This window comes from Komagataeibacter ossonobensis, from assembly GCF_057359305.1.
This window is the reverse complement of the sequence record NZ_JBXAYQ010000015.1, coordinates 52019-74595: the sequence shown is the minus strand read 5'-3', so window position 1 is coordinate 74595 and position 22577 is coordinate 52019. Positions and strand designations below refer to the sequence as shown.

Here is a 22577-nt window from a genome sequence, read left to right as displayed (position 1 = left end):
TTCTTCTGAAGTTTTTTGAAAAAAGCTTCACCAGAAACCTTTACCCTTATTTTCCTTCTGGCGCTGTCATGCGCAGGACAAGGCCGGGGGTCAGGATTTCAGGCAGGATCACCTCTGCCCCATGGGCGGGATAATAGGCATAGAACGGCACGCCATCACGGCCATGCTCATGCAGGAAGGCGGTAATGGCCGCATCCCGCAGGGTCCAGTCGCCCTTCATGTAAACGATCCCGCGCCGCGCAAAGGCATCCTGCACCGCACGGGTGGACAGGGCCACGCGTTCATTGACCAGGCATGAAATGCACCACGCCGCCGTCATGTCCACGAATACCGGCCGCCCCTGCCGCCGCAGTTCCGACAGACGGGTGGGGGAAAAGGCGGAACTGCCATCCGTCACCCGGTCGGTTCCCCGGCTGCGGTCATGCACACTGGCAGGTGGCAGCACGCCGCCGCCCACAAACGCCACCAGCAGCATCAGGATCGCCATGGCGCGGTACAGCCCCGCGCGCCCTTCCATGGCGTCCCGCAGGTCCATCATGCTGGCGCGACGCAGGCACCAGCACCCCGCCAGAACCAGAACCAGCCCTGCCGCCAGCAGGCCCAGCGCATCCATGCCGCCTTGCAGCTTCGCCACCCATGCCAGCCACACACACGTGCCCAGCACCGGCAGGGCCAGCAGGTTGCGCACGGTTTCCATCCATCGTCCCGGCTGTGGCAACCAGCCCAGCAGTCCCGGCATGCATGCCAGCAGCAGGTAAGGGGCGGCAAGCCCGCACCCAAGGGCCACGAAAACCAGCAGTCCAACCACCGGCGGGGCCGCAAGCGCGCCCGCCACCGCCGCCCCCATGAATGGCGCGGTACAGGGTGACGCAAGGACAACCGCCAGCACCCCGGTCAGGAAATCCCCCGCATGCGCGGGCAGTCCGTCCCCCAGCCCCATCAGCCGCAGGCCGATGGTAAAGAAACCCAGCAGGTTCAGGGCAACGGCAAACAGCAGCAGGCAGATCGCGATGACAAAGCCGGTAGACTGGAACTGGAACCCCCACCCCGCCTGCTGCCCCGCCACACGCAGGGCGGCAATCGCACCCCCCAGCACAACGAACGACCCGATTACACCCGCCGCATAGGCCCCTGCCCCGGCAAGGGCCGCCCTGCGTTCACCACGCGCCATGCGTTCCAGCGACAGCACCTTCATCGCCAGCACCGGAAACACACAGGGCATGAGGTTCAGGATCATTCCCCCCACAAACGCCATGCCCACCAGCCAGCCGACATGCACGACCCCACTGTCCGGGACCACCACGGGCGCAGGCACAAGCGCACGCACATCCCCGACTTCCGGATGGACCGACAGCCCACGCTCCCGCCCCATGGGGTCACGCAGCACCACGATACCGGACAGTCCTGCCCCACTATTGAAAACCGGCCCCGGTTTCAGCACCAGTTGCACGGTTCCGTCACGCACGGTGATAGCCTGCGGCGCATCCTGATCGATCGTGCCCGCCACTTCGGGCATGAACCATGCATCCTTCACCGCATCCGGTGACAGGCCACGCCCGTCAAGCTGCAGCACACCGGCGGGCGAGACACGCGCCGCAAAGGGGGAGGCAACCGGCCTGTCGGCAGCGGCACGCGCAAAAGACGCAGCCTCGGCCGATGGCTGTGTCTCACCCCGTGGCAGGGTCAGGCTGAAGCTGCCATTTTCAGGCACGCAGACCTCGGCACAGACCAGCCACTCCGCCTTTGCATCGAGTGTGACCGGTCCATCCCCTTCGCCGGCGGCCGGGGTCAGCGTGACCGGCAGCAGCACATCACCGGTATAGGCGTAAGATGTCAGCGGCCCGTCATGTAGCACGCGCGGAGTAGGCCATTCGATGGTGCTGGCCTGCCCGGTCGCCCCGCCTTCTGCCGTGACAGCCAGCGTCGGCGCATCCCCCGCATCACCGGGGTTGAGCCAGTAAGTATGCCACCCCGGCGCCAGTCGCAGGCGCAGCCCCACATGCAGAGGTCTGCCCGGCATGTACGTATCGTCATCCGTAACCAGGGTTACGGTCGCACGGGGCGAAATCACGGCGTCGCTCTGCGCGGCGCGGGCCGGGGGCAGGACGGTCACCAGCATGCACAGGATGGACACAAGCCACAGGAAGGGCACCGGCATTACTCCGCCAGAACAGGATGAAGGAAAAACGCGCCCGTGTACCATGCCAAGGATTGCCCCACCACCATGCCGGACGCCATAAGATCAGGATATGGCCTTAGACCCGACCTTGCAAAACCGCCTCGACACCCTTCTGTCCGAAAATGGCACCGCGCTGCCTGTCGCCGCCGCCCTGCCGCCGCTGCAGGCCGCACTGGCGCGCACGTCCAACGCGGTTCTGGTCGCCCCACCCGGTGCGGGCAAGACCACGCTGGTCCCGCTGGCGCTGCTGGACGCGCCATGGCGGGGGGACGGGCGGATCGTGATGCTGGAACCCCGCAGGCTGGCCACCCGCGCCGCCGCCGTGCGCATGGCGGAACTGATGAATGATGCGCCGGGCGGACTGGTGGGCTACCGCACCCGGCTGGATGGCGCCACATCGGAACGCACGCGCATCGAGGTCATTACCGAGGGGCTGCTGGTGCGCCGCCTGCTGTCCGATCCGACGCTGGATGGGGTGGCGTGCGTGATTTTTGACGAAATCCACGAACGCTCGGTCGATGCGGATGCCGCCCTTGCCTTCTGCCTGGACCTGCAGCGCAGCCTGCGGCCCGAACTGAAGCTGGTGGCCATGTCCGCCACCATGGATGGCGCGGCACTGGCGCAGCGCATGAATGCCGAACTGGTGGAAAGCGAAGGCCGGATGTTCCCCGTGGAAATCCGCCACGCCACCCGCGACCTGGTCCACCGCCGTGACCTGCCCGACACCATGGCCGCCGCCATCCGTACTGCCGTGGCGCAGGATCCCGGCGATGTGCTGGCCTTCCTGCCCGGTGTGGCCGAAATCCACCGCACACGCGGGCTGCTGGACGGGATCGCGGCGGATGTCCTGCCGCTATATGGTGAACTGCCCCCCGCCGAGCAGGATCGCGCCCTTACCCCCCACCCTGACGGGCGCAGGCGGGTGATCCTGTCCACCTCCATTGCTGAAACCTCCCTGACCGTGCCGGGCGTGCGCATTGTGGTGGATGGAGGATTCCGCCGTGTGCCCCGGCTGGATGTGGGCACGGGGCTTACACGACTCGACACGGTGCGTATTTCACGTGCGGCAGCCAACCAGCGCACGGGCCGCGCGGGGCGCGTCGCCCCCGGCATTGCCATACGGCTGTGGACGGAAATGACCACCCGCGCCATGCCACCGCATGACCAGCCTGAAATGATGGAGGCCGAACTGACCGGCCTGCGGCTGGATGCCGCCGCCTGGCAGGATGCGATGGGTACGGCGCCTGCCGACCTGCCCTTTCCCGACACGCCCCCCAATGGCGCGTTCGAAGCCGGGCGCAGCCTGCTGCAGGCGCTGGGCGCGCTGGATGATGACGCCCGTATCACGCGCGCGGGCACGCGCATGGCCGCCCTTGGCGCGCATCCGCGTCTTGCCGCCATGATGCTGGCCGCGCGCACGCCAGCCGAGCGCGCGCTGGCTGCCGACATCGCCGCCCTGCTGGAGGAACGCGACCCGCTGCGTCCGCGCCGCCCCGCCGGTGGCAGTCGGGGCGCGCCGCCCGCGGCCCCTGCGGATATCCGCCTGCGTCTGGACCTGCTGGCCGGTGGTGACCATCCGGATGCCGACCGCGCGGCGCTGTCCCGTATCCGCCACGCCGCCCGGCAGTATCGCAGGCGGCTGGGACTGGGGCGCGACATTCCCGCCAGCGGCGACCCTGCCGCCCTGATTGCCGCGGCTTTCCCCGACCGGGTGGCCCAGTCCCGTGGGGATGCGGGATCTTTCCGCCTGGCCGGTGGTGGCAGCGCACGCCTGTCCAAGACGGATGAACTGGCGCGGTGCGGCCTGCTGGCGGTGGCGGGCATGCATGTGCGCAAGGCGGCCGAAATCTGCCTTGCCGCCCCGCTGGACCGTGACGCGCTGCCCGACAGCCTGCTGGCGCGGGCGCGTGAACAGGTTGAAACCACGCTGGACACCACGACGGGCAACGTGCTGGCGCGGCGCAGGCTGCGGCTGGGCAACCTTGTACTGCGGGACCGCACGGTCACCGCCAGCCCTGACGAAGTCTGCGCCCTGCTGTGCGCGCAGGCGGCGCAGAACCTTGCGGCTACCCTGACATGGAGCGATGCCTGCCGGCAGTTGCAGGCCCGCGTGGATCTGGCGCGTACCCGCCTGGACCGTCCGGACCTGCCCGACCTGTCGGATGCGGCGCTGGCCCGGACAGCCGAAAGCTGGCTGGCCCCGTGGCTTGCGGGGATCAACCGCCTGTCGGCGCTGGCGGAAATGGACTTGCTGGCCATGCTGCGCGCCACGATGGACCATGCCACGCTGAAATGGCTGGACCGTACGCTGCCCACCCATCTGGACCTGCCGGGCGGACGGGCCGCGATCGATTACCTGCAGCCCGTACCGGTGGCGGCGGCACGGGCACAGACCTTCTATGGCGTGACGGAAACACCCGCCATTGCCGATGGCCGGGTGGATCTGCGGATCGCTCTGCTGTCCCCCGCAGGCAGGCCGCAGGCCATCACCGCCGACCTGGCAGGTTTCTGGGCCGGGTCATGGGCCGATATGCGCCGCGACATGCGCGGTCGTTACCCCCGCCATGACTGGCCCGAAAACCCCGCCATGGCCAGTCCCCCGCCGCCACGACCACGGCGTACGACATAAAACTGCGGACATTCGCGTCGATGATGCCATGCAGCCATGGCATTGCCGCTTTTTTCAGATAACATGCGTGATCATGAACCTACCTTCGCCCCGCCCTGTATGAAACGGATTGCCATGGCCCGTTGCCCGGCTTCCGGGCTGATACCGATGCTGCTGCTGGGCATGGCCGCCATCGGGGGCGCCATGACGGGCGCCCACGCGCAGGACAATGCGGCGTCATCCGCTACGCCGCCCAACCCCTCCCTGTTCGCCCCGCCCGTGCCGCCGGTGGTCTCGACCGGGCCACTGACCTTCGCCCCGCTGGTGCGTCAGGTGGGGCCTGCCGTGGTCAATATCGCGGTGGCACAGGACAGCCATACCAGCACCGGCCGCCAGCCCCTGCCCCCCAGTGTCAAGGGCACACCGTTTGAACACAAATTCCGCGAACGCATGCGCGCCCATGGCGAGGAAATGCTGGGCGCGGGTTCGGGCTTCCTGATCGACCCCAGCGGCGTGATCGTGACCAACGCGCATGTGGTGGGTGGCGCCGACCTGATTACCGTATCACTGGCCGATGGCACGGAATTCCCGGCCCATCTGGTCGGCAGCGATGACCTGACGGATATCGCGGTCATCCAGATCCATGCGCCCCACCCCATGCCCTTCGTGCCATGGGGGGACAGCAGGCTGGTCAATATCGGGGACTGGATCATGGCGGCGGGCAACCCGTTCGGGCTGGGATCAAGCGTGACCGCGGGCATCGTGTCGGCGCGGGGCCGCGATATCGGCACCAGCCCGTTTGATGACTTTTTCCAGATCGATGCGCCGATCAACCCCGGCAATTCAGGCGGGCCGTCCTTCAACCTTGGCGGTCAGGTGGTGGCGGTGAACACGGCCATTGTGTCCCCCACGGGGGGGTCTGTGGGCATCGGTTTTGGCCTTCCGTCGGAAATCGTGGCACCTATCGTGGAAGAACTGCGCCATAATGGCCATATCGACCGGGGGTGGCTGGGTGTTACACTGACGGATGGGTCGGGACATGACGGCGTGCAGATTGTCGGCATCGACCGCAACGGACCGGCCATGAAGGCGCACCTGCATATAGGGGATGTCATTACCGCCGTGAACGACGAACCGATCGATACGTCACGCATGCTGATCCGCTCGATCGCGGCGAAACGGCCCCGATCAACCGTGGTGCTGCATATCCGTCGCCACCACGAGGCGTTAAGCCTGCCTGCCTGTGTCGGCCACCGCCCCGACGAGGACATGGAAGACTGACTGACCCCGCCCCAAACGACGTGAGGCAACGTGCATATTCTTGTTGTTGAAGATGATCCCACCGTCCGCAACTTCGTGGCCAAGGGCCTGAAGGAAGCCGGGCACCTGGTCGAACTGACCGATAACGGCAAGGACGGCCTGTTCATGGCCGTGAGCGAGAAGTTTGATCTGATCATACTCGACCGCATGCTGCCCGGCGGCATTGACGGCGTGCGCCTGCTGGAAACCATCCGCGCGCAGAACAACACGACCCCCGTGCTGCTGCTGTCGGCGCTGGCGGATGTGGATGACCGCGTGCAGGGGCTGAAGGCGGGTGGCGATGATTATGTCACCAAGCCCTTCGCTTTCAGCGAACTGCTGGCCCGCGTCGAAGCCCTGGGCCGCCGTGGCCGGACGGAAACCGCACCCCAGACCAAGCTGGAACTGGCCGATCTTGAAATCGACCTGCTGTCGCGCACGGTACGCCGCGCGGGCCAGAAGATCGACCTGCAGCCGCGTGAATTCCGCCTGCTGGAATACCTGACTCGCCACGCGGGGCAGGTCGTGACACGCACCATGCTGCTGGAAGGTGTGTGGGACTACCATTTCGACCCGCAGACCAACGTGATCGACGTGCATGTCTCGCGCCTGCGCCAGAAGGTGGACAAGCCGTTTGGCACGCCACTGATCCACACCATCCGCAATGCGGGATACATGCTGCGTGCCGAATAGGCCCCATCCCTGCCTGTGGGCGGGATGCTGATGCCCACCGGTTTTCCCCGCGCCATGCCCCGCCCGTCACGCTGGCGGGCGTGGCGGTCGGCCAGCCTGCGTTTCTCGCTGGCGTATGGCATGATGTTCGCTCTGTCCTCCATCCTGTTCATGTCCTTCATGTGGTGGGGGACGATCGGGTTTCTGGAACGCCAGGTGGAGACCGCCATCAACGCCGACGCCCACGCCCTGGCCGAACGGTGGATGATGGGAGGCCTGCCCACGCTGGCCCTGACCATTGAGGACAGGCTGGAACAGAACCTGGATGACGATGCGATCTACCTCGTCATCGACCCGCAGGGGAATTACCTGACGGGCAATGTTTCGGCATGGCCCGCGAAAGTGCAGTACACGGACCGCTGGTACTCCCTGCCCGATACGCGCGCGGGACTGCGCGGCATGGCGGAACTGCATGCCTACCGCCTGCCCGGTACGGCACAGACCCATACAGCGGGACAACTTGACAGTGGCTACCGCCTGCTGGTGGGGCGTGACGTGCGCGCGCGCGGCATCCTGCGCCACCTGCTGACCGATTCGCTGTTATGGGCATGGGTCATGGTGACGCTGCTGGCTGTCAGCGGGGCGGTGCTGGTGCATGGCATTTTCCGCCGCATGGTCAAGACCGTGGCCCGCACCACATCCGCCATCGCCCATGGCGACCTGAGCCGCCGCATGCCGCTGGTGGGCAATGGCGATGAAATGGATCAGGTGGCCGAAGCCATCAACGAAATGCTGGACCGGATCGTACGCCTGATGGATGGCGTGCGGCAGGTATCCAATTCCATTGCCCATGACCTGCGCACCCCCATTGCCCGCGCCCGCACCCAGCTTGAGGACGCGGCCCTGCATGCAACCACGGACGCGGAACTGCGCGATGCGATCGAACGCGCGGTCGGCAATCTGGACAACGTGACTGCCGTGTTCGAGGCCCTGCTACGCATTGCCCAGATCGAGGCAGGGGCCCGCCGCTCCGCCTTCATGACATTTGACCTCGTGCCGGTCCTGCGCGACGTGGCCGACCTGTATGAAGCCGTGGCGGAAGACCATGACATCAGGCTTGCGCTGGACCTGCCTGACAGCCTGAGCTTTTACGGTGACCGTTCGCTGATCCAGCAGGCCGTTGCCAACATGCTGGATAACGCCATCAAATTCTCACCGGCTGGCGGCACCGTTTACCTGCGCGCGCAGGTGCGCGAACTTGCACCCGGCCGCGTTACCGGTCCCACGGGCGAAGGCATGCTGGACCTGTGTGTCAGTGATGAAGGGGTTGGCATGAGCGAAGCCGACATGGCCCGCGCCACGGAGCGTTTTTTCCGCGCGGAAAAGGCCCGCAACACCCCCGGTTCGGGGCTGGGACTGTCCATGGTCCGGGCCATCGTGCAGTTGCATGGGGGGCGGATGCACCTGTCGGCGCATAACCCGGGGCTTACGGTTTCGCTGGCGCTGCCGATCGCGGCCTGCGCGATTTCAGCGAATGAGGAGGATTTTCCATCTCCCCAACACATATCAGGCATGACGGAAAGGTCATCTTTCCCCCATCAGCATGATATGAACAGTAGCGTAAAGTAACATCATGAACATGCACCCCGCCATGGCGCCGGCCATCGTCGTGATGAGTTTCTGCCTGTGTGGCGCAGCCCCGGTCGGGACCAGCATCGGGGCGGAGATCGTCACCACACGGGATGGACCGGACAAGCCCGTGATTATTACAAGTGACACCAAGGCCTACTGCAACCGGCTGCTGAACATTATCGACGCCTATGGCCCTGCCTTGCCGCAGGATGTGGACAACCTTCGCACGCAGGGAGAAGACATGTGTCGCGAAGGGCGAATCCGCTCGGGCATCGTAAGACTGCGTCGTGCGTTGGTCGAACTGAAGGAGACCACGCATTCATGACTTTTCCCCTGTTCACAACCCTTGCCCGCCACAGCCTGCGCATCGCCCTGCCTGGCATGCTGGTGGCGGCAGCACTGCACCCGGCAGGTAGCATGGCCCAGACCCGGCCCGCGAACGCAGCGGTACCCAATACAACCGAACTGGAACTGTCGGCATCCGGCACGGTGCAGGCCCAGCCGGATGAACTGACCGCCACCTTCATGGCGGAAGCCCGGGCCGATACGGCCGCCAGCGCACAGGCACAGGTCAATACGCTGGTGGGCAAGGTCACGGCGGCCAGCGCCCATGTGACGGGACTGACCCTGAATGCCGAGTCGTATTTCGTACATCATGATGATGGCGACCAGCGCCAGAACCGCAAACCGCAATGGGTAGCACGCCAGAGCATCCGACTGACCGCCAGCGATGGCAAGGTACTGCTGCCGCTGGTGGGCCAGCTACAGGCTGATAACCTGGCCCTGACGCGGCTGGACTGGTCCCTTTCACGTGAAAAGCGGATGGAACTGACCCGCAGGGCCGAAACACTGGCCCTGCAGGACATGCAGCAGCGTGCACAGGCGGCAGCATCCACGCTGAAACTGACTATCGCCTCCATCCGCAGCGTGACACTGGAAGACCAGAACATGCCACGCCCGATGCCCATGATGATGATGGCCCGCGCCGCCAGCGTTGACATGCCCGCCCCGGAAGCCCCGACCGGCCTGCAGGATGTCACCGCAACCGTCCGCGCCACGCTGATCCTGAAGCCCGCCGGGTAAAAGTCCCCTAAAGAAGAAAAAGCTTTGAAGAACGCCGCCTTTAAAAAAGCGGCATCCAAAAACTTTTTCATATTAATGAGTTATTGGGCTGAAACCCCATAAATGCCACGTGGTGAAGCTGGCTTACGGATAAGGGACATGATCTGTCCACTGCGCCTGTTTCCCCATATGCAGCACAAACGAAAAAGGCCCGGTGGATAATCCCACCGGGCCTTTTTCATGATACGGACAGTGACACTGCGCTTAGCGCGGGGCCAGCACCATGATCATCTGGCGGTTTTCAAGCTTGGGCATATGCTCAACCTTGGCAATTTCATCCATTTCCGCACGGATGCGCTCCAGCACCTTCACACCCAGATCCTGATGCGCCATTTCACGGCCACGGAAGCGAAGGGTCACCTTCACCTTGTCACCTTCGCCGATGAAGGTCTTCATCGCGCGCATCTTCACCTGATAGTCATTTTCGTCAATGTTCGGGCGAACCTTGACTTCCTTGATTTCAATGACTTTCTGCTTCTTGCGCGCTTCGTTGCGCTTCTTCTGCTGTTCGTACTTGAACTTCCCGTAATCCAGAACCTTCGCCACGGGGGGCTCGGCGTTCGGGCTGATTTCCAGAAGGTCAAGACCAACAGAATAGGCACGGGCCAGCGCATCACGCGTGGACATGATGCCCAGCATCTCGCCTTCTTCGTCGATCAGACGGACCTGCGGTACGCGGATCTCTTCATTGACACGGGGGCCCTCTCGATTTGGCGGAGTGGGCATCGGGGGTCTGGCTATGGTCAGCTCCTGTGACTGTTTCATTCAAACGGCAGATAAGGCCATCCCGCATACCCGCGCGACCATGGCTGATACCATGGAAAACACGCAGGCAAGGGCATGACCTTACATTATGGAAAGATATGTGACGCAAAGACGCGCCCCAGATCAAGTACTGTCTTGTCCCGTATCTGCGAAAACAGCCATGCAATCGCGGCACGGAACCCGGTAAATCAGCCGCGTGCCCTACGGATATCGGGTGGCAGGGCTTCATATGCAAGGGCGGACACCGCTTCCTCCAGCGGCAGCACCTCCTGTGCCTTGCCGCCAAGGCGGCGCAGGGCAACGGTATTTTCCTCCGCTTCCTTGCGGCCAACCACCAGAATGACCGGCACGCGCGCAAGGCTGTGTTCGCGAATCTTGGCGTTGATCTTCTCGTTGCGCAGGTCGGCTTCCACCACCAGCCCCGCCTTGCGCAGGCTGTCGGTCACATATTGGGCATAATCCGCCGCATCGGTCACGATGGACGCCACCACCACCTGCACCGGCGCCAGCCACAGCGGGAAACGGCCCGCATGCTGTTCGATCAGGATGCCAAGGAATCGCTCGAACGATCCCAGGATCGCCCGGTGCAGCATGACGGGACGATGCCGCGCGCTGTCCTCACCGACATAGGATGCATCCAGCCGTTCGGGCAGAACGTAATCGACCTGCAGCGTGCCGCACTGCCAGTCACGGCCGATGGCGTCACGCAGCACGAATTCCAGCTTGGGGCCGTAGAACGCGCCCTCCCCCGGATTGTGCTCATAGGTCACGCCGGCCATGTCACACGCGACCTTCAGCGCGTTTTCCGCACGGTCCCATGTGGCGTCATCACCGGCGCGCTGTTCGGGACGATCAGCAAATTTCACGCGGAAATGCTCGAAGCCCAGATCCTGGTACACATCGGCCAGCATGCGCACGAAACGCGCGGTTTCATCGGCAATCTGGTCTTCGGTGCAGAAGATGTGCGCATCATCCTGCGTGAAGCCGCGCACGCGCATGATGCCATGCAGTGCGCCGGACGGCTCATAACGGTGGCACGCGCCGAATTCCGCCATGCGCAGCGGCAGTTCACGATACGAGCGCAGGCCATGGCGGAAGATCTGCACATGACACGGGCAGTTCATCGGCTTGAGCGCGAGGGTCTTGTCCTCGTCCTCGACGGTGGCGATGAACATGTGCTCGCGGTACTTGTCCCAGTGCCCGGATGCTTCCCACAGGCCACGGTCAACAAGCTGCGGCGTGCGCACTTCCTGATATCCGTTATTGTTCTGCGCGCGGCGCATGTAGTCCTGCAGCACCGAATAAAGCCGCCAGCCCTTGGGGTGCCAGAAGATCTGGCCCACGGCTTCTTCCTGAATGTGGAACAGGTCCATCTCGCGCCCGATGCGGCGGTGGTCACGGCGCTCGGCTTCCTCAAGCTGGTGCAGGTGGGCCTCAAGTTCCTTGCGATCGCGCCATGCCGTACCGTAGATGCGCGTCAGCATGGGATTGCGATGGTCGCCGCGCCAGTAGGCCCCGGCCACCTTCATCAGCTTGAAGGCATTGCCGACATCGGCCGTGCCGCGCAGGTGCGGCCCACGGCACAGATCCAGCCATTCGCCCTGACGGTAGATCGAGATTTCCTCGTCTTCGGGCAGGTCACGGATCAGCTCGGCCTTGAAGCGCTCACCCTTGTTTTCAAAGAATTCGATGGCCTTTTCACGCGGCCATGTCTCGCGCACGAAGGGTTCATTCGCGGCCACGATTTCGCCCATGCGCTTTTCAATCGCGGCAAAATCCTCGGGCTTGAACGGCTCGTTGCGATAGAAATCGTAATAGAACCCGTTTTCAATCGACGGGCCGATCGTGACCTGGGTTCCGGGAAACAGCGACTGCACCGCTTCGGCCAGCACATGGGCGGCGTCATGGCGGATCATTTCCAGCGCCTCGGGGTCCTTGCGCGTGACAAAGCGGACACTGGCGTCATGGTCGATCTCGCGACCGATATCCATAAGCTTGCCATCCACTTCCATGGCAAGGGCGGCGCGGGCCAGTCCGGCCCCGATGGACTGCGCCACGGTAGTGCCCGTCACTGCCCCGTCAAAGCGGCGAACGGATCCGTCAGGCAGGGTTATGGCAGGCATGGTTTCATTGCTCCGGTAAGAAGATATCCCGCTGTAATGGCGTCAGGCGAGCGTCGCCGCAACCCTGTCGACGCGCAGAGTTGCCAGATCACGCACATAAATGACCCGCACCTGCCCCGCATGCTGGCCCACCGGCGCGGTCAGGGCCGGGTTGCTGTCGGCTGAAAACAGCACGGTGCCGGGCACGCCAAGGGCCGCGGCAAGGTGCATGGGACCGGTATCGTTGCCCACGGCGCAGGCCGCCCGCGCCATCACCCCCCCCAGTTCCAGCAGCGATGTCTGTCCCGTCAGGTCCACCGCATCGGGACAGGTGTCGCGAATGATGGCAGCCAGTGCCCCTTCCCCCCTGCCGCCCACGATAACGGGAAGCAGGCCGCGCGCATGCATGTGCCGCGCAAGGGCGGCATAGCGTTCCACCGGCCAGCGCTTGGCCGGGCGGTGTGCCGCGGCGCCGGGCACCAGCACGCCATAGGGCGCGGGCAGGACAGGGCCACCACGCGACAGCCATGATAGGTCGGGCACCGGCAGGCTGTCGATTCCCGCGCGGCGCAACTGGTCACGCTGGCGCACGCGGGTATGCATGATACGCCGCTGCGGGCTGTCATGCACCGCCTGCGCGCCGCGTCCGATTCCCGACCACGCCGTCATGCCCGACAGATGAAAATAACGTGTGCTGCGACCCGATGTCTGCAGGTCATAGATGAAGTCATACGACCGCAGCAGCCGACGCAGCGCCATGACCGCGCGCAGGTCATGCCACGGTGGCCTGCGATCGACATGCACATGGTCGAACCACGGCGCATGACGCCCCAGATCGGCGAAGGGAGACTGCGTCAGCAGGTCCACCACGTCATGCGCATGATGGGCGCGAATGGCCGCGAACGGTGCGAAGGACTGAATAAAATCGCCCAGCGCGCCCAGCCGGATCACCAGAATACGGGCCATGGAATCAGGGTGCCTCGGGGTCGGTTTCAAGCAGCGACAGATCCTGCCGCGCCAGATCGGCCTCATCCGAATCCGGGGCCAGCGTCACGACTGCCTGCCAGTCGGTGCGCGCCTGCGCCATCTGCCCTTCGCGTTGGTACAGGATGCCACGTTCCAGCAGCGCCGCCCCATTGCGGGGCATGTCCTTCAGGGCCGCGTTGATGTCGGTCATGGCCTGTTCGATCCGTCCCATCCGTCGCCATGCGGCCGCGCGCGCGACCAGCGCGTCATCACGTTCCGCCGGGGCGGATGGCAGGGGGGTCAGGGTATCGATCGCGCGCTGCGGCTGATCCAGTTCCACCGCAACCCGCGCATAGACCAGACGCAGCGGCACATCGCCCGGTTCCAGCGTCAGGCCATAGGCTGCGCTGTCGAATGCCTGTTTCGGGCTGTCATCCGCCTGCCATGCCCGCGCCGCCTGTTCGGCCACGGCTGCGCGACGACGCAGCGACTGCGGGGTATCGGGCGGCCGGGCATCAGACTGCGGACCCGCATGGGCAGCGGCCGAATCCCCCACGGGCCAGCCGGGCACATGCGCCAGGCGGTCCAGCGATGCCGCCGCCGTCGCCACATCCCCCAGTTCGATGCGTGCCAGGGCATCGCACTGCTCGGCCTCCAGGCCGCCGCCATGGGCCAGCCAGTCCTCGGCATAATCACGCGCGCCGTCGGGATCATCGGATACGGTGGCGGTGCAGCGGGCAAAGCTCCATACCTCATGCCCGGCCCCATCATGATTTGACACGGGCGCCGCGACAGGTGGCGGGGCGGCCACTGGCGCCTCCGCCGCCCGGACGCCGCCATCATGCCCGGCCATACTGACCGCCACCACGATACCGGCAGCCATGACGCCGCGACGGTCCACCCGGACCCGACGGGCGGCCTGAAACGACGCACTGGCGGGACGTACGGGATACCCACCAAACGGAAAAAAGGAGGGGACAGGCAGGCACGCAAAGACTCTCATTACCGCATTCGTCGGCCCGCCCGCCAAGAAGGTCAAGGGCCAGCCCCCCATTCGCCACCGCCTCGTGCAGTTCCGGTATGATCATGATATGGGGAAGGGTGATGCAAACCGTTACTGACCGACCTGTCATCCTGCAGGCCCTGCCAGCCCTCGAATCCGGCGGGATCGAACATGGCACGCTGGAAATGGCGCACGCCATAGTCCAGGCCGGGGGCACGGCCATCGTGGCCAGTGCGGGCGGGCGCCTGGTCCCGCGCCTGAAATATATCGGGGCCATTCCGGTCGAAATGGACCTGAAGGCCAAGAACCCCCTTTCGATCATGCGCAACGCGCGCCGCCTGCGCCATGTCATTCAGGAATTCGGCGTCAATCTGGTCCATGCGCGTTCACGCGCCCCGGCATGGGCGGCGTCCCTTGCATGCAGGCGGCTCAGGATACCGCTGGTCACGACATGGCATGGCGTGCATGCCGCCAACATGCCGGGGAAACGGTGGTACAACGGCGTACTGGCATCGGGTTCCCGGGTCATTGCCATAAGCCGCTACATCGAAACCCGCCTGCGTGAGGAATACAGGGTGGGGGACGACCGCCTGCGCCTGATCCCGCGCGGGGCGGACATGATACGCTTTGACCCGCAGGGCGTGCGCGGCAACCGGGTGCAGAACCTGATCAACCTGTGGGACATACCCGACGGCGCCACCGTCATCATGCTGCCCGCGCGCGTGACCCCGTGGAAGGGGCATGCGCTGCTGATCGAGGCCCTGGCGCGGGTGAATGAAACCGAGGGCTTCAACGGGGACTGGGTGTGCATTTTCGTGGGGGAGGCGAACGAGAAGCTGGGCCGCGAACTCGTCACCCTTGCCCAGCGCAGGGGAATCGCAACACACCTGCGTTTTGCCGGGCACTGCGCGGACATGCCGGCCGCCCTGATGCTGGCGGACATGGTGGTTGTTCCCTCGCGGCGGCCCGAACCCTTTGGCCGCGTCGTGGTGGAGGCACAGGCAATGGGCCGCCCCGTGATCGTGGCGGGTCATGGCGCGGCACTGGAAACGGTGGATGACGGCGTGACCGGCTTCGTATTCCCGCCCGATGACGTGCAGGCGCTGGCGGCATGCCTGCGCCACGTCGCAACCATGACGCCCGAGGAACGCACCCTGCTGTCATGGCATGCGCGCGAGAATGTGCGCGACCATTATTCAACACAGGCGATGCAATACGCGACCCTGTCCGTATATGATGAACTGCTGCACACGCAGCTGGCGAACACCTTCTACCATACCGCCATGGCGGACATGGACTGGGGTGATGAAGTCCTGCCAGAAGCGGGATAGCGGCGCGGACGCGGTGATTGTCCCATATCGGATGCAGGATTGCCTTGATCTGTCTCATGGCACCCCAAAAAGCCGGGGGGAGCGTCCTGCATTCAGCATGGGCCTTATGCAACGGGTGGTTTTACAGTCGACAAGGCGACTGAAATTCTTCACCCATTGCGCATTCTTTCTTCTGGCGGACGGGGATGACCCGTGGCCCGCCGTTTCAACGCGAACACTTCGGGACTGCACCACATGAACCAGATTTCCCCCGCCCAGACCGACGACATCACCCCCGTACCCGGCCCCCACCACCCCGACCTGCGCCGGGTGAATTCCAACCCGGATTTCTGGTACCCGGTGGCATGGTCGGCTGACCTGAAGCGCGACAAGACGCTGGCGGTCAGCTATGCCGGCATTCCCATCGTGCTGGTCCGCCCCGATGAAGGCAGCGTCTTCGCGCTGTATGACCGCTGCCCCCACCGGCAGGTCCCGCTGAGCAAGGGCACCGTGAACGGCCAGACCGTACGCTGCTGCTATCATGGCTGGGCCTTTGGCCGTTCGGGCCGCTGCATCGACGTGCCCTACCTTGGCAAGGGCAAGCTGCCCAACGGCGTGCGTACTTTCCCCGTACGTGAAGCAGGCGGGCTGATCTTCGTGTTCCCTGGCGACCCGGAAAAGGCCGACAGCACGCCCTTCCCCAAGCTGGCCCAGACGGACAACCCCAAATACAAGACCAAGCATTTCAGCCCGCGGGTGAACTGCCATTACACCTTCATGCATGAAAACCTGATGGACATGAACCATCAGTTCCTGCACCGCCGCCAGATGGGCCAGATCAAGGCCCGCTTCCTGGGGCAGGACAGGGGCGAGGACTTTATCGAGGCACGTTACAGCTTCATGCGCTGCGCGGGGCAGCAGCCGCTGGCCGAACGCCTGATCTTTGGCAAGCACAAGGACCTGCAGGGCAAGGAACAGCCCGTTGAGGAAGTTGTGACGATCCGCACGGAATACCCGTACCAGACCCTGCGCATCACCGACAAGGACGGTGACCTGATCATGGACCTGTGGGCCGCCTATGTGCCGTTGGACAAGGATGAACGTGTCACCCAGTCCTTTGGCCTGCTGTCCATCCTGCGCCCGCAGACGCCGCTCCTGATTGACGTGATCTGGCCCGCGCTGGGCTGGTTCACCAACCGCATCTTCCTTGAAGACAAGGAAATCGTGGAACTGGAACAGGCGGCATGGAACGAGGCGGGCTATGACCGCAACGTGGAAATCTTCCCCGTGGTCAAGGCGCTGCGTGAACTGCTGATCCGTTGCGGCATTCCGCAGGACATGCCGGCCGCCACCGCGGAAAAGCAGCCTGCCCCCCCCACTCCGGCCGAACCCGCCACGTCGGCCTGACTTCCCGCCCGCCATCCGCGCGGATGGCGGGCATTCCTTTTTCAACCTGACGAAAATACCCCCATGACCGAACGGCCTGACACCCCACGCCTGACCGACCGGGCCGAGGCCGCGCGCCAGGACCGCCTTGCCCGTGAGGCCGAGGCGCTGCGCGCCAATCTGCGCCGGCGCAAGCAGCAGAGCCGTGCCCGCACGGCCCCCGCACCCGATGCCTCCACCCCCGACAATAGCGACACGTCCCGCAACGAAGCGTGATTGCAGTTGCGATCGGGCGGTCACTTCGTTAGTGGTCGCGCACGGCCGACGGGTTGCCCGCGTGCCGCGCCACAGATGCCGAAGGAAGGGACAGCATGCCAATAATGCCCGATACGTGGATTCGTCGCATGGCCACGGACCATGGCATGATCGAACCCTTCGTGGAAAAGCAGAGCCGCGAGGGCGTGATCTCCTTCGGGCTGTCGTCGTACGGGTATGATGCGCGCGTCGCCAATGAATTCAAGATTTTCACCGACGTGGACAACGCGGTGGTCGATCCCAAGAACTTTGCTGAAAACAGCTTTGTCACCCGTCGGGGTGAGTGCTGCACCATTCCGCCGCACAGCTTCGTGCTGGCGCACACGGTGGAATATTTCCGCATACCACGCGACACGCTGGTGGTCTGCCTGGGCAAGTCCACCTATGCGCGCTGCGGCATCATCGTGAACGTGACCCCGCTGGAGCCGGAATGGGAAGGACAGGTCACGATCGAGATCAGCAACACCACCCCCCTGCCCGCGCGCATCTACGCCAATGAGGGGATCTGCCAGTTCCTGTTCTTCCAGGGGGCATCACCCTGCGAAGTCAGCTACGCCGACCGCAAGGGCAAATACATGGGGCAGGTCGGCGTCGCCCCACCGCGCATGTAAGGGCAGGAACCGCATATCATGGACCGTTTCATCATTCACGGCGGCCACCCGCTGCGTGGGGACATCGTCATTGGCGGGGCGAAGAATTCCGCCCTCAAGCTGCTGGTGGCGGGGTTGCTGACCTCCGAAAAGCTGGTGCTGGACAATGTCCCGCGCATTGCCGACATCCGCACCATGCGCAGGCTGCTTGAACAGCACGGCCTGACGGTCGAGGACATCAGCGGGGACGGCGGCACGCTTTCGATTGGTGGCGAGATCACCAATACCGAAGCGCCCTACAACATTGTCTCCAAGATGCGGGCCTCGATTCTTGTGCTCGGCCCGCTTCTGGCACGTTGTGGCGAAGCCCGCGTCTCTCTGCCCGGTGGCTGCGCCATTGGCACGCGCCCGGTTGACCTGCACCTCAAGGCGCTGGAAACGCTGGGGGCAAAGATCACGCTGGAAAACGGCTACATCCATGCCGAAGCCCCCCATGGCCTGAAGGGGGAGCGGGTGATCCTGCCGTTCGCATCCGTGGGTGCTACGGAAAACCTGCTGATGGCCGCAACCCTGGCCAAGGGGCGGACCGAGATCATCAATGCCGCGCGTGAGCCCGAGATCGGGGATCTTGTCGGCTGCCTCAACGCCATGGGCGCGCGCATTACCGGCATTGGCACGGGCAAGCTGGTCATTGACGGCGTGGAAGGGCTGCACGGCGCGCATTACCGCGTCATGCCCGACCGGATCGAATGTGGCACCTATGCCTGTGCTGCCGCCATTACTGGTGGTGAACTGCGGCTGGTGGGTGGTCAGGTCGAACACCTTGGCGCCGTGGTGCGTGCGCTGGAGGAAGCGGGCGTGGAAATGGTGCAGGAAGACGGGGCCGTGCGCGTGCAGCGCACCGGTGCGCTGCGCGGGGTCGATATCATGACCGAACCCTATCCCGGCTTCCCGACCGACATGCAGGCCCAGTTCATGGCGCTGCTGTCGGTGGCCGAAGGGGCGTCGATGGTGACGGAGACCATTTTCGAAAACCGCTTCATGCATGTGCCCGAACTCAACCGCATGGGCGCGCGCATCAACGTACATGGATCATCGGCCATTATCCGCGGCGTGCATTCGCTTTCCGGCGCGCCGGTCATGGCGACGGACCTGCGGGCGTCATTCTCGCTCATCATCGCGGGACTTGCCGCGCATGGGGAGACGATCCTGAGCCGCGTCTATCACCTTGACCGCGGGTATGAGGCCGTGGAGCGCAAGCTGGCGCAGTGCGGCGCGCATATCGAACGCGTTTCCGATTAGAAGCCTGCCCCGGATCGTGACCGTTTCATGGATGGCGCAGCCCCTTCCCTCCGCTGCCCTGTCCTGATCCTTTCCCTGCGGTCCAACCGACAGGCACTCCCTTTCCCCATCAGTCATGGAGGGAAAGGGGGACATTCTTCCGGCTAAAGACAGTTCCAGCCGCCATTGGTAAAATGTCACCCTGAAAAGGGGGCCGCATCAACGGTTTCTGTTATTTGCGGAACAGTCCCTCCGGCTGGAAAAGTCAGTGCCCTGGTAATATGCACATCCCCCCTGGATGAATGGCTGGATGGACAGGTTCTGGTCATGCATCTGGCGGGTAATCGCCTTTGCGCGATCGGGCGTGGGTTTGTCATCCAGCGTCCAGCCGGAACCCAGATCCGAATTGATCCCGGTATATTCAAGGTCCGTCTGGATACTGTCCCAGTTGCAGCCTTCATAATTCTGGTTTGTGGGGTCATTGCCCAGCCCGGATTCCGGCCACCAAATGGTGCAAATCCCACGGTTATGGCATCACCCGGCCCCGCATCCACTTCAACCTGTCCCAGATTGTGGGCGGCATAATACGATGTGCTGTGATGGGTATTGTCATTGGTCTGGGCAATGGGAATTGCCATCAAACGTGACATCATACTGTCCATCGGAAAACCCGCGCATGACCAGGTTTGCACTTTCCGACAGACCAGGCCCATTCGGAGAAATGCCCCACGCGACCCTGTGCCTTGCCCGCTCCCGGGCGAAAAGCCCAGCTTTGCCTCCCCATCAGGTCATATGACGCATGGGTGGGCGACAGCCCTGCTCCTTGCCCGGCTGGTTCCTGAACGGGCATCGGCCATCATGGAACGTGGGCGTATCTTTGGTGAAAGTCGGGTCGTGTGTGGCGTGCACTGGGCAACCGATATCTGGGGCGGGTTACATGAATGGCGCCACCCTGTTCAATATGTTCACCACGACACCTGACATCGCCCCGCTGTTCGTGGCGGTACAGGTGGATGTGGAAAATCTGAAAAAGACTCCCGTCGCACCGGATCCGGCGACCTGACGGACCGAACATGACGCTGCCATGACAGCGCCGCTGACACAGGCACGTTAGTTAGTAACCTGCCCGGAGAAAAGCGCCCTTCCTGCATGAGGCTTCAATGTGGTATGCGCGCATGTCACCAGGGGTACCCCGTACCGTGCGGGGTGACCCCAGCCTTCAATGTCGGAGAATGCATTGACCGTCCTGTCACCGGCCCAGACCGCCGTTCCGGAAACGGATAGCCCGCTGATACTCGCCCTGCCCAAGGGCCGTATCCTCAAAGCCGCGGCGCCGCTTCTGCATATGGCGGGCATTGTGCCCGGCCCGGATTTCAATGACGAGAAAAGCCGCCTGCTGCGCTTTGAAACCAATGATCCCAACATTGACGTGGTGCGCGTGCGCTCGTTCGATGTGGCGACCTTCGTCGCCTTTGGCGGCGCGCAGATCGGCATATGCGGCGCCGATGTGCTGATGGAATTCGACTACCCTGAAATCTATGCCCCGCTTGACCTGGGGATCGGGGGCTGCCGCATTTCCATTGCCCAGCCCCGGGACCGCAGCGGGCTTGAAGACAACCCCAACCGCCTGTCACAGGTGCGGGTGGCGACCAAGTATCCCTCCATCACGCGCCGCCATTTCGCAGCCCGCGGCATCAACGCCAGCATCGTCCATCTGCATGGCGCGATGGAACTGGCCCCGGTGCTGGACCTGTCGCACCTGATCGTGGATCTGGTCGATACGGGGTCCACTTTGCGCGCCAACGGGCTGGAGGAAACCCACACCATTGCCCATGTCACCAGCCGCCTGATCGTGAACCGCACGGCGCTGAAAACCCAGCCCGAGCGCATAAGCGCCATCATCAACCGTTTCCGGACAGCTCTGGCGTCCAGTTCCGCACAAGCCAAGGACCAGCAGGCATGAAGCGCCTCGATACCACCCAACCTGATTTCAGGGCCGAATTCGCCGGCCTGCTGGCCGACCGTGACAGCGACACCGCCCGCGTGGACGGCCCCGTAACCGAAATCCTGGCTGCCGTGCGCGCGCGCGGTGATGACGCGCTGTGCGAATTCACCAACCGTTTCGACCGGGCCGATGTCACCCCCGCCACCCTGCGGATCACGGCAGCGGAAGTCGAAGCCGCCTGCGCGCAGGTTCCAGCCGACCTGCTGGACGCGCTGGAAACTGCCGCCACGCGGATCGAGTCGTTCCACAGGGCGCAGATGCCATCCGACATGCGTTACGTGGATGATGCGGGCGTGACGCTGGGCATGCGCTGGACGGCGCTGGACTCGGTGGGGCTGTACGTGCCCGGTGGCAAGGCGGCGTACCCATCCTCCGTGCTGATGAACGCCATTCCCGCCCATGTGGCGGGGGTCGGGCGTATCGCCATGTGCGTGCCCACGCCCGATGGCGCGCTCAACCCGCTGGTGCTGGCGGCGGCGCGGCGCGCGGGTGTGACTGAAATCTACCGTGTAGGCGGTGCGCAGGCCGTGGGCGCCATGGCCTATGGCACGGCCACCATCGCACCGGTGGACCGCGTGGTGGGACCGGGCAATGCCTATGTGGCCGAAGCGAAGCGGCAGGTCTTTGGCACGGTGGGAATCGACAGCATTGCCGGGCCGTCCGAAGTGGTGGTGATCGCCGACGGCAACAATGACCCCCGCGCCATCGCACTCGACCTGCTGGCGCAGGCGGAACACGACCTCATGGCCCAATCCATCCTGATCACGCCGAATACGGACATGGCGGCGAAGGTGGAACAGGCGGTCGCAACCGAACTGGAAACCCTGCCACGCGCCGAAATCGCCCGCACCAGCTGGGACACCCATGGCGCAATCATCACGGTGCGTGACCTGAATGAGGCGGCGGACCTTGTAAACACCATAGCGCCTGAACATCTGGAACTCATGATCGATGATCCGGCTCCGGTATTTGCCCGCGTGCGGCATGCTGGCGCCATCTTTGTCGGTCGGTATTGCCCAGAGGCCATTGGCGATTATATCGGTGGTCCCAACCATGTGCTGCCCACCAGCCGCACGGCGCGTTTTTCATCCGGGCTGTCGGTGTTCGACTTTATCAAGCGCACCACGTTCATTGAGGCCCAGCCCGATTCGCTACGCAAAATCGGTCCCGCCGCCGTCAGCCTGGCACAGGCCGAAGGCCTTGATGCACATGCGTTGAGCGTGTCGGTCCGGCTGGCCGACCTTGATGGCCACGCATAAGGAAACTTGACCCCGGCGGTGAGTATCCCCACATAAACCAACCGTATTGCGCTGCGGGCCCGCAGCACGACGGCAATTTTGAT

19 protein-coding genes and 1 pseudogene are annotated in these 22577 nt (G+C 64.2%); 15 read left to right on the top strand and 5 right to left on the bottom strand.

All coding sequences use genetic code 11. The features are described from left to right. Positions 1-46: 46 nt before the first annotated feature. Positions 47-2158 (bottom strand): protein-disulfide reductase DsbD family protein, encoded by a 2112-nt coding sequence (locus AC1RQ9_RS10330; protein ID WP_485986796.1) that lies wholly within the window; start codon positions 2156-2158, stop codon positions 47-49. 91 nt (positions 2159-2249) lie between these two features. Between AC1RQ9_RS10330 and hrpB the strand changes: the two genes are divergently transcribed. Genes hrpB through AC1RQ9_RS10300 form a run of 6 tightly spaced genes read left to right on the top strand, consistent with a single transcriptional unit; the run spans position 2250 to position 9473 of the window. Then, entirely contained in the window at positions 2250-4808 is a 2559-nt protein-coding gene (gene hrpB, locus AC1RQ9_RS10325) for an ATP-dependent helicase HrpB (RefSeq protein WP_485986795.1), read from the top strand. A gap of 36 nt (positions 4809-4844) precedes the next feature. After that, the gene (locus tag AC1RQ9_RS10320; RefSeq protein WP_485986794.1) at positions 4845-6068 is read left to right on the top strand and encodes a S1C family serine protease; all 1224 of its coding nucleotides are present in this window, start codon (positions 4845-4847) and stop codon (positions 6066-6068) included. Between the two features lie 30 nt (positions 6069-6098). After that, positions 6099-6779 carry a response regulator gene (locus AC1RQ9_RS10315; protein WP_010508133.1) on the top strand — a complete coding sequence of 227 codons (681 nt, stop codon included), beginning with the start codon at positions 6099-6101 and terminating at the stop codon, positions 6777-6779. Between the two features lie 30 nt (positions 6780-6809). Next, a complete protein-coding gene (locus AC1RQ9_RS10310; protein WP_485986793.1) occupies positions 6810-8387 on the top strand; it encodes a sensor histidine kinase in 1578 nt (525 codons plus the stop codon). A 4-nt stretch (positions 8388-8391) separates the two neighbouring features. Further along, positions 8392-8715: a hypothetical protein gene (locus AC1RQ9_RS10305; protein ID WP_193732718.1), complete on the top strand. Its 324-nt coding sequence runs from the start codon at positions 8392-8394 to the stop codon at positions 8713-8715. Continuing rightward, on the top strand, positions 8712-9473 hold the full coding sequence (locus AC1RQ9_RS10300; protein WP_485986792.1) for an SIMPL domain-containing protein: 762 nt from the start codon (positions 8712-8714) through the stop codon (positions 9471-9473). The genes AC1RQ9_RS10305 and AC1RQ9_RS10300 overlap by 4 nt, the downstream gene beginning before the upstream one ends. Before the next feature lie 243 nt (positions 9474-9716). On the opposite strand, the gene infC is transcribed toward AC1RQ9_RS10300, so the two are convergent. From infC to AC1RQ9_RS10280, 4 genes are all read right to left on the bottom strand, one after another. Further along, positions 9717-10238: a translation initiation factor IF-3 gene (gene infC / locus AC1RQ9_RS10295; RefSeq protein WP_010514802.1), complete on the bottom strand. Its 522-nt coding sequence runs from the start codon at positions 10236-10238 to the stop codon at positions 9717-9719. 227 nt (positions 10239-10465) lie between these two features. Then, positions 10466-12400 (bottom strand): threonine--tRNA ligase, encoded by a 1935-nt coding sequence (thrS, locus tag AC1RQ9_RS10290; protein WP_485986790.1) that lies wholly within the window; start codon positions 12398-12400, stop codon positions 10466-10468. 42 nt (positions 12401-12442) lie between these two features. Next, the gene (locus AC1RQ9_RS10285; RefSeq protein ID WP_485986789.1) at positions 12443-13345 is read right to left on the bottom strand and encodes a glycosyltransferase family 9 protein; all 903 of its coding nucleotides are present in this window, start codon (positions 13343-13345) and stop codon (positions 12443-12445) included. Between the two features lie 4 nt (positions 13346-13349). After that, on the bottom strand, positions 13350-14348 hold the full coding sequence (locus AC1RQ9_RS10280; protein ID WP_485986788.1) for a tetratricopeptide repeat protein: 999 nt from the start codon (positions 14346-14348) through the stop codon (positions 13350-13352). Between the two features lie 101 nt (positions 14349-14449). Here AC1RQ9_RS10280 and AC1RQ9_RS10275 point away from each other — a divergent pair, with 101 nt between their 5' ends. The 9 genes and pseudogenes from AC1RQ9_RS10275 to hisD all read left to right on the top strand — a co-directional run bounded on the left by AC1RQ9_RS10275 (position 14450) and on the right by hisD (position 22494). Then, the gene (locus AC1RQ9_RS10275) at positions 14450-15679 is read left to right on the top strand and encodes a glycosyltransferase family 4 protein (RefSeq protein ID WP_485986787.1); all 1230 of its coding nucleotides are present in this window, start codon (positions 14450-14452) and stop codon (positions 15677-15679) included. A gap of 234 nt (positions 15680-15913) precedes the next feature. Then, on the top strand, positions 15914-17065 hold the full coding sequence (locus tag AC1RQ9_RS10270) for a Rieske 2Fe-2S domain-containing protein (RefSeq protein ID WP_485986786.1): 1152 nt from the start codon (positions 15914-15916) through the stop codon (positions 17063-17065). Between the two features lie 63 nt (positions 17066-17128). Next, positions 17129-17320 (top strand): hypothetical protein, encoded by a 192-nt coding sequence (locus AC1RQ9_RS10265; RefSeq protein ID WP_485986785.1) that lies wholly within the window; start codon positions 17129-17131, stop codon positions 17318-17320. A gap of 95 nt (positions 17321-17415) precedes the next feature. Beyond that, entirely contained in the window at positions 17416-17970 is a 555-nt protein-coding gene (dcd, locus tag AC1RQ9_RS10260; protein WP_193732728.1) for a dCTP deaminase, read from the top strand. 18 nt (positions 17971-17988) lie between these two features. Further along, complete coding sequence (murA, locus tag AC1RQ9_RS10255; protein ID WP_193732729.1) at positions 17989-19251, top strand: UDP-N-acetylglucosamine 1-carboxyvinyltransferase; 1263 nt, start codon at positions 17989-17991, stop codon at positions 19249-19251. A 603-nt stretch (positions 19252-19854) separates the two neighbouring features. Further along, positions 19855-20183: pseudogene (locus AC1RQ9_RS10250) on the top strand (phosphatase PAP2 family protein); the annotation flags it as partial. Continuing rightward, a complete protein-coding gene (locus AC1RQ9_RS10245; protein ID WP_485986798.1) occupies positions 20168-20293 on the top strand; it encodes a hypothetical protein in 126 nt (41 codons plus the stop codon). The pseudogene AC1RQ9_RS10250 and the gene AC1RQ9_RS10245, both read left to right, overlap by 16 nt. A gap of 159 nt (positions 20294-20452) precedes the next feature. Then, entirely contained in the window at positions 20453-21193 is a 741-nt protein-coding gene (hisG, locus tag AC1RQ9_RS10240; protein ID WP_193732730.1) for an ATP phosphoribosyltransferase, read from the top strand. Further along, a complete protein-coding gene (gene hisD, locus AC1RQ9_RS10235; protein ID WP_485986784.1) occupies positions 21190-22494 on the top strand; it encodes a histidinol dehydrogenase in 1305 nt (434 codons plus the stop codon). The genes hisG and hisD overlap by 4 nt, the downstream gene beginning before the upstream one ends. Positions 22495-22577: the final 83 nt, after the last annotated feature.

What these genes read in the sequence shown, in the direction of transcription:
- AC1RQ9_RS10330 (WP_485986796.1), bottom strand. Translation starts at nt 2,158, where the DNA reads ATGCCGGTGCCCTTCCTGTGGCTTGTGTCCATCCTGTGCATGCTGGTG.
- hrpB (WP_485986795.1), top strand. Translation starts at nt 2,250, where the DNA reads ATGGCCTTAGACCCGACCTTGCAAAACCGCCTCGACACCCTTCTGTCC.
- AC1RQ9_RS10320 (WP_485986794.1), top strand. Translation starts at nt 4,845, where the DNA reads ATGGCATTGCCGCTTTTTTCAGATAACATGCGTGATCATGAACCTACC.
- AC1RQ9_RS10310 (WP_485986793.1), top strand. Translation starts at nt 6,810, where the DNA reads ATGCCCACCGGTTTTCCCCGCGCCATGCCCCGCCCGTCACGCTGGCGG.
- AC1RQ9_RS10305 (WP_193732718.1), top strand. Translation starts at nt 8,392, where the DNA reads ATGAACATGCACCCCGCCATGGCGCCGGCCATCGTCGTGATGAGTTTC.
- AC1RQ9_RS10300 (WP_485986792.1), top strand. Translation starts at nt 8,712, where the DNA reads ATGACTTTTCCCCTGTTCACAACCCTTGCCCGCCACAGCCTGCGCATC.
- infC (WP_010514802.1), bottom strand. Translation starts at nt 10,238, where the DNA reads ATGCCCACTCCGCCAAATCGAGAGGGCCCCCGTGTCAATGAAGAGATC.
- thrS (WP_485986790.1), bottom strand. Translation starts at nt 12,400, where the DNA reads ATGCCTGCCATAACCCTGCCTGACGGATCCGTTCGCCGCTTTGACGGG.
- AC1RQ9_RS10285 (WP_485986789.1), bottom strand. Translation starts at nt 13,345, where the DNA reads ATGGCCCGTATTCTGGTGATCCGGCTGGGCGCGCTGGGCGATTTTATT.
- AC1RQ9_RS10280 (WP_485986788.1), bottom strand. Translation starts at nt 14,348, where the DNA reads ATGAGAGTCTTTGCGTGCCTGCCTGTCCCCTCCTTTTTTCCGTTTGGT.
- AC1RQ9_RS10275 (WP_485986787.1), top strand. Translation starts at nt 14,450, where the DNA reads ATGCAAACCGTTACTGACCGACCTGTCATCCTGCAGGCCCTGCCAGCC.
- AC1RQ9_RS10270 (WP_485986786.1), top strand. Translation starts at nt 15,914, where the DNA reads ATGAACCAGATTTCCCCCGCCCAGACCGACGACATCACCCCCGTACCC.
- AC1RQ9_RS10265 (WP_485986785.1), top strand. Translation starts at nt 17,129, where the DNA reads ATGACCGAACGGCCTGACACCCCACGCCTGACCGACCGGGCCGAGGCC.
- dcd (WP_193732728.1), top strand. Translation starts at nt 17,416, where the DNA reads ATGCCAATAATGCCCGATACGTGGATTCGTCGCATGGCCACGGACCAT.
- murA (WP_193732729.1), top strand. Translation starts at nt 17,989, where the DNA reads ATGGACCGTTTCATCATTCACGGCGGCCACCCGCTGCGTGGGGACATC.
- AC1RQ9_RS10245 (WP_485986798.1), top strand. Translation starts at nt 20,168, where the DNA reads ATGAATGGCGCCACCCTGTTCAATATGTTCACCACGACACCTGACATC.
- hisG (WP_193732730.1), top strand. Translation starts at nt 20,453, where the DNA reads ATGTCGGAGAATGCATTGACCGTCCTGTCACCGGCCCAGACCGCCGTT.
- hisD (WP_485986784.1), top strand. Translation starts at nt 21,190, where the DNA reads ATGAAGCGCCTCGATACCACCCAACCTGATTTCAGGGCCGAATTCGCC.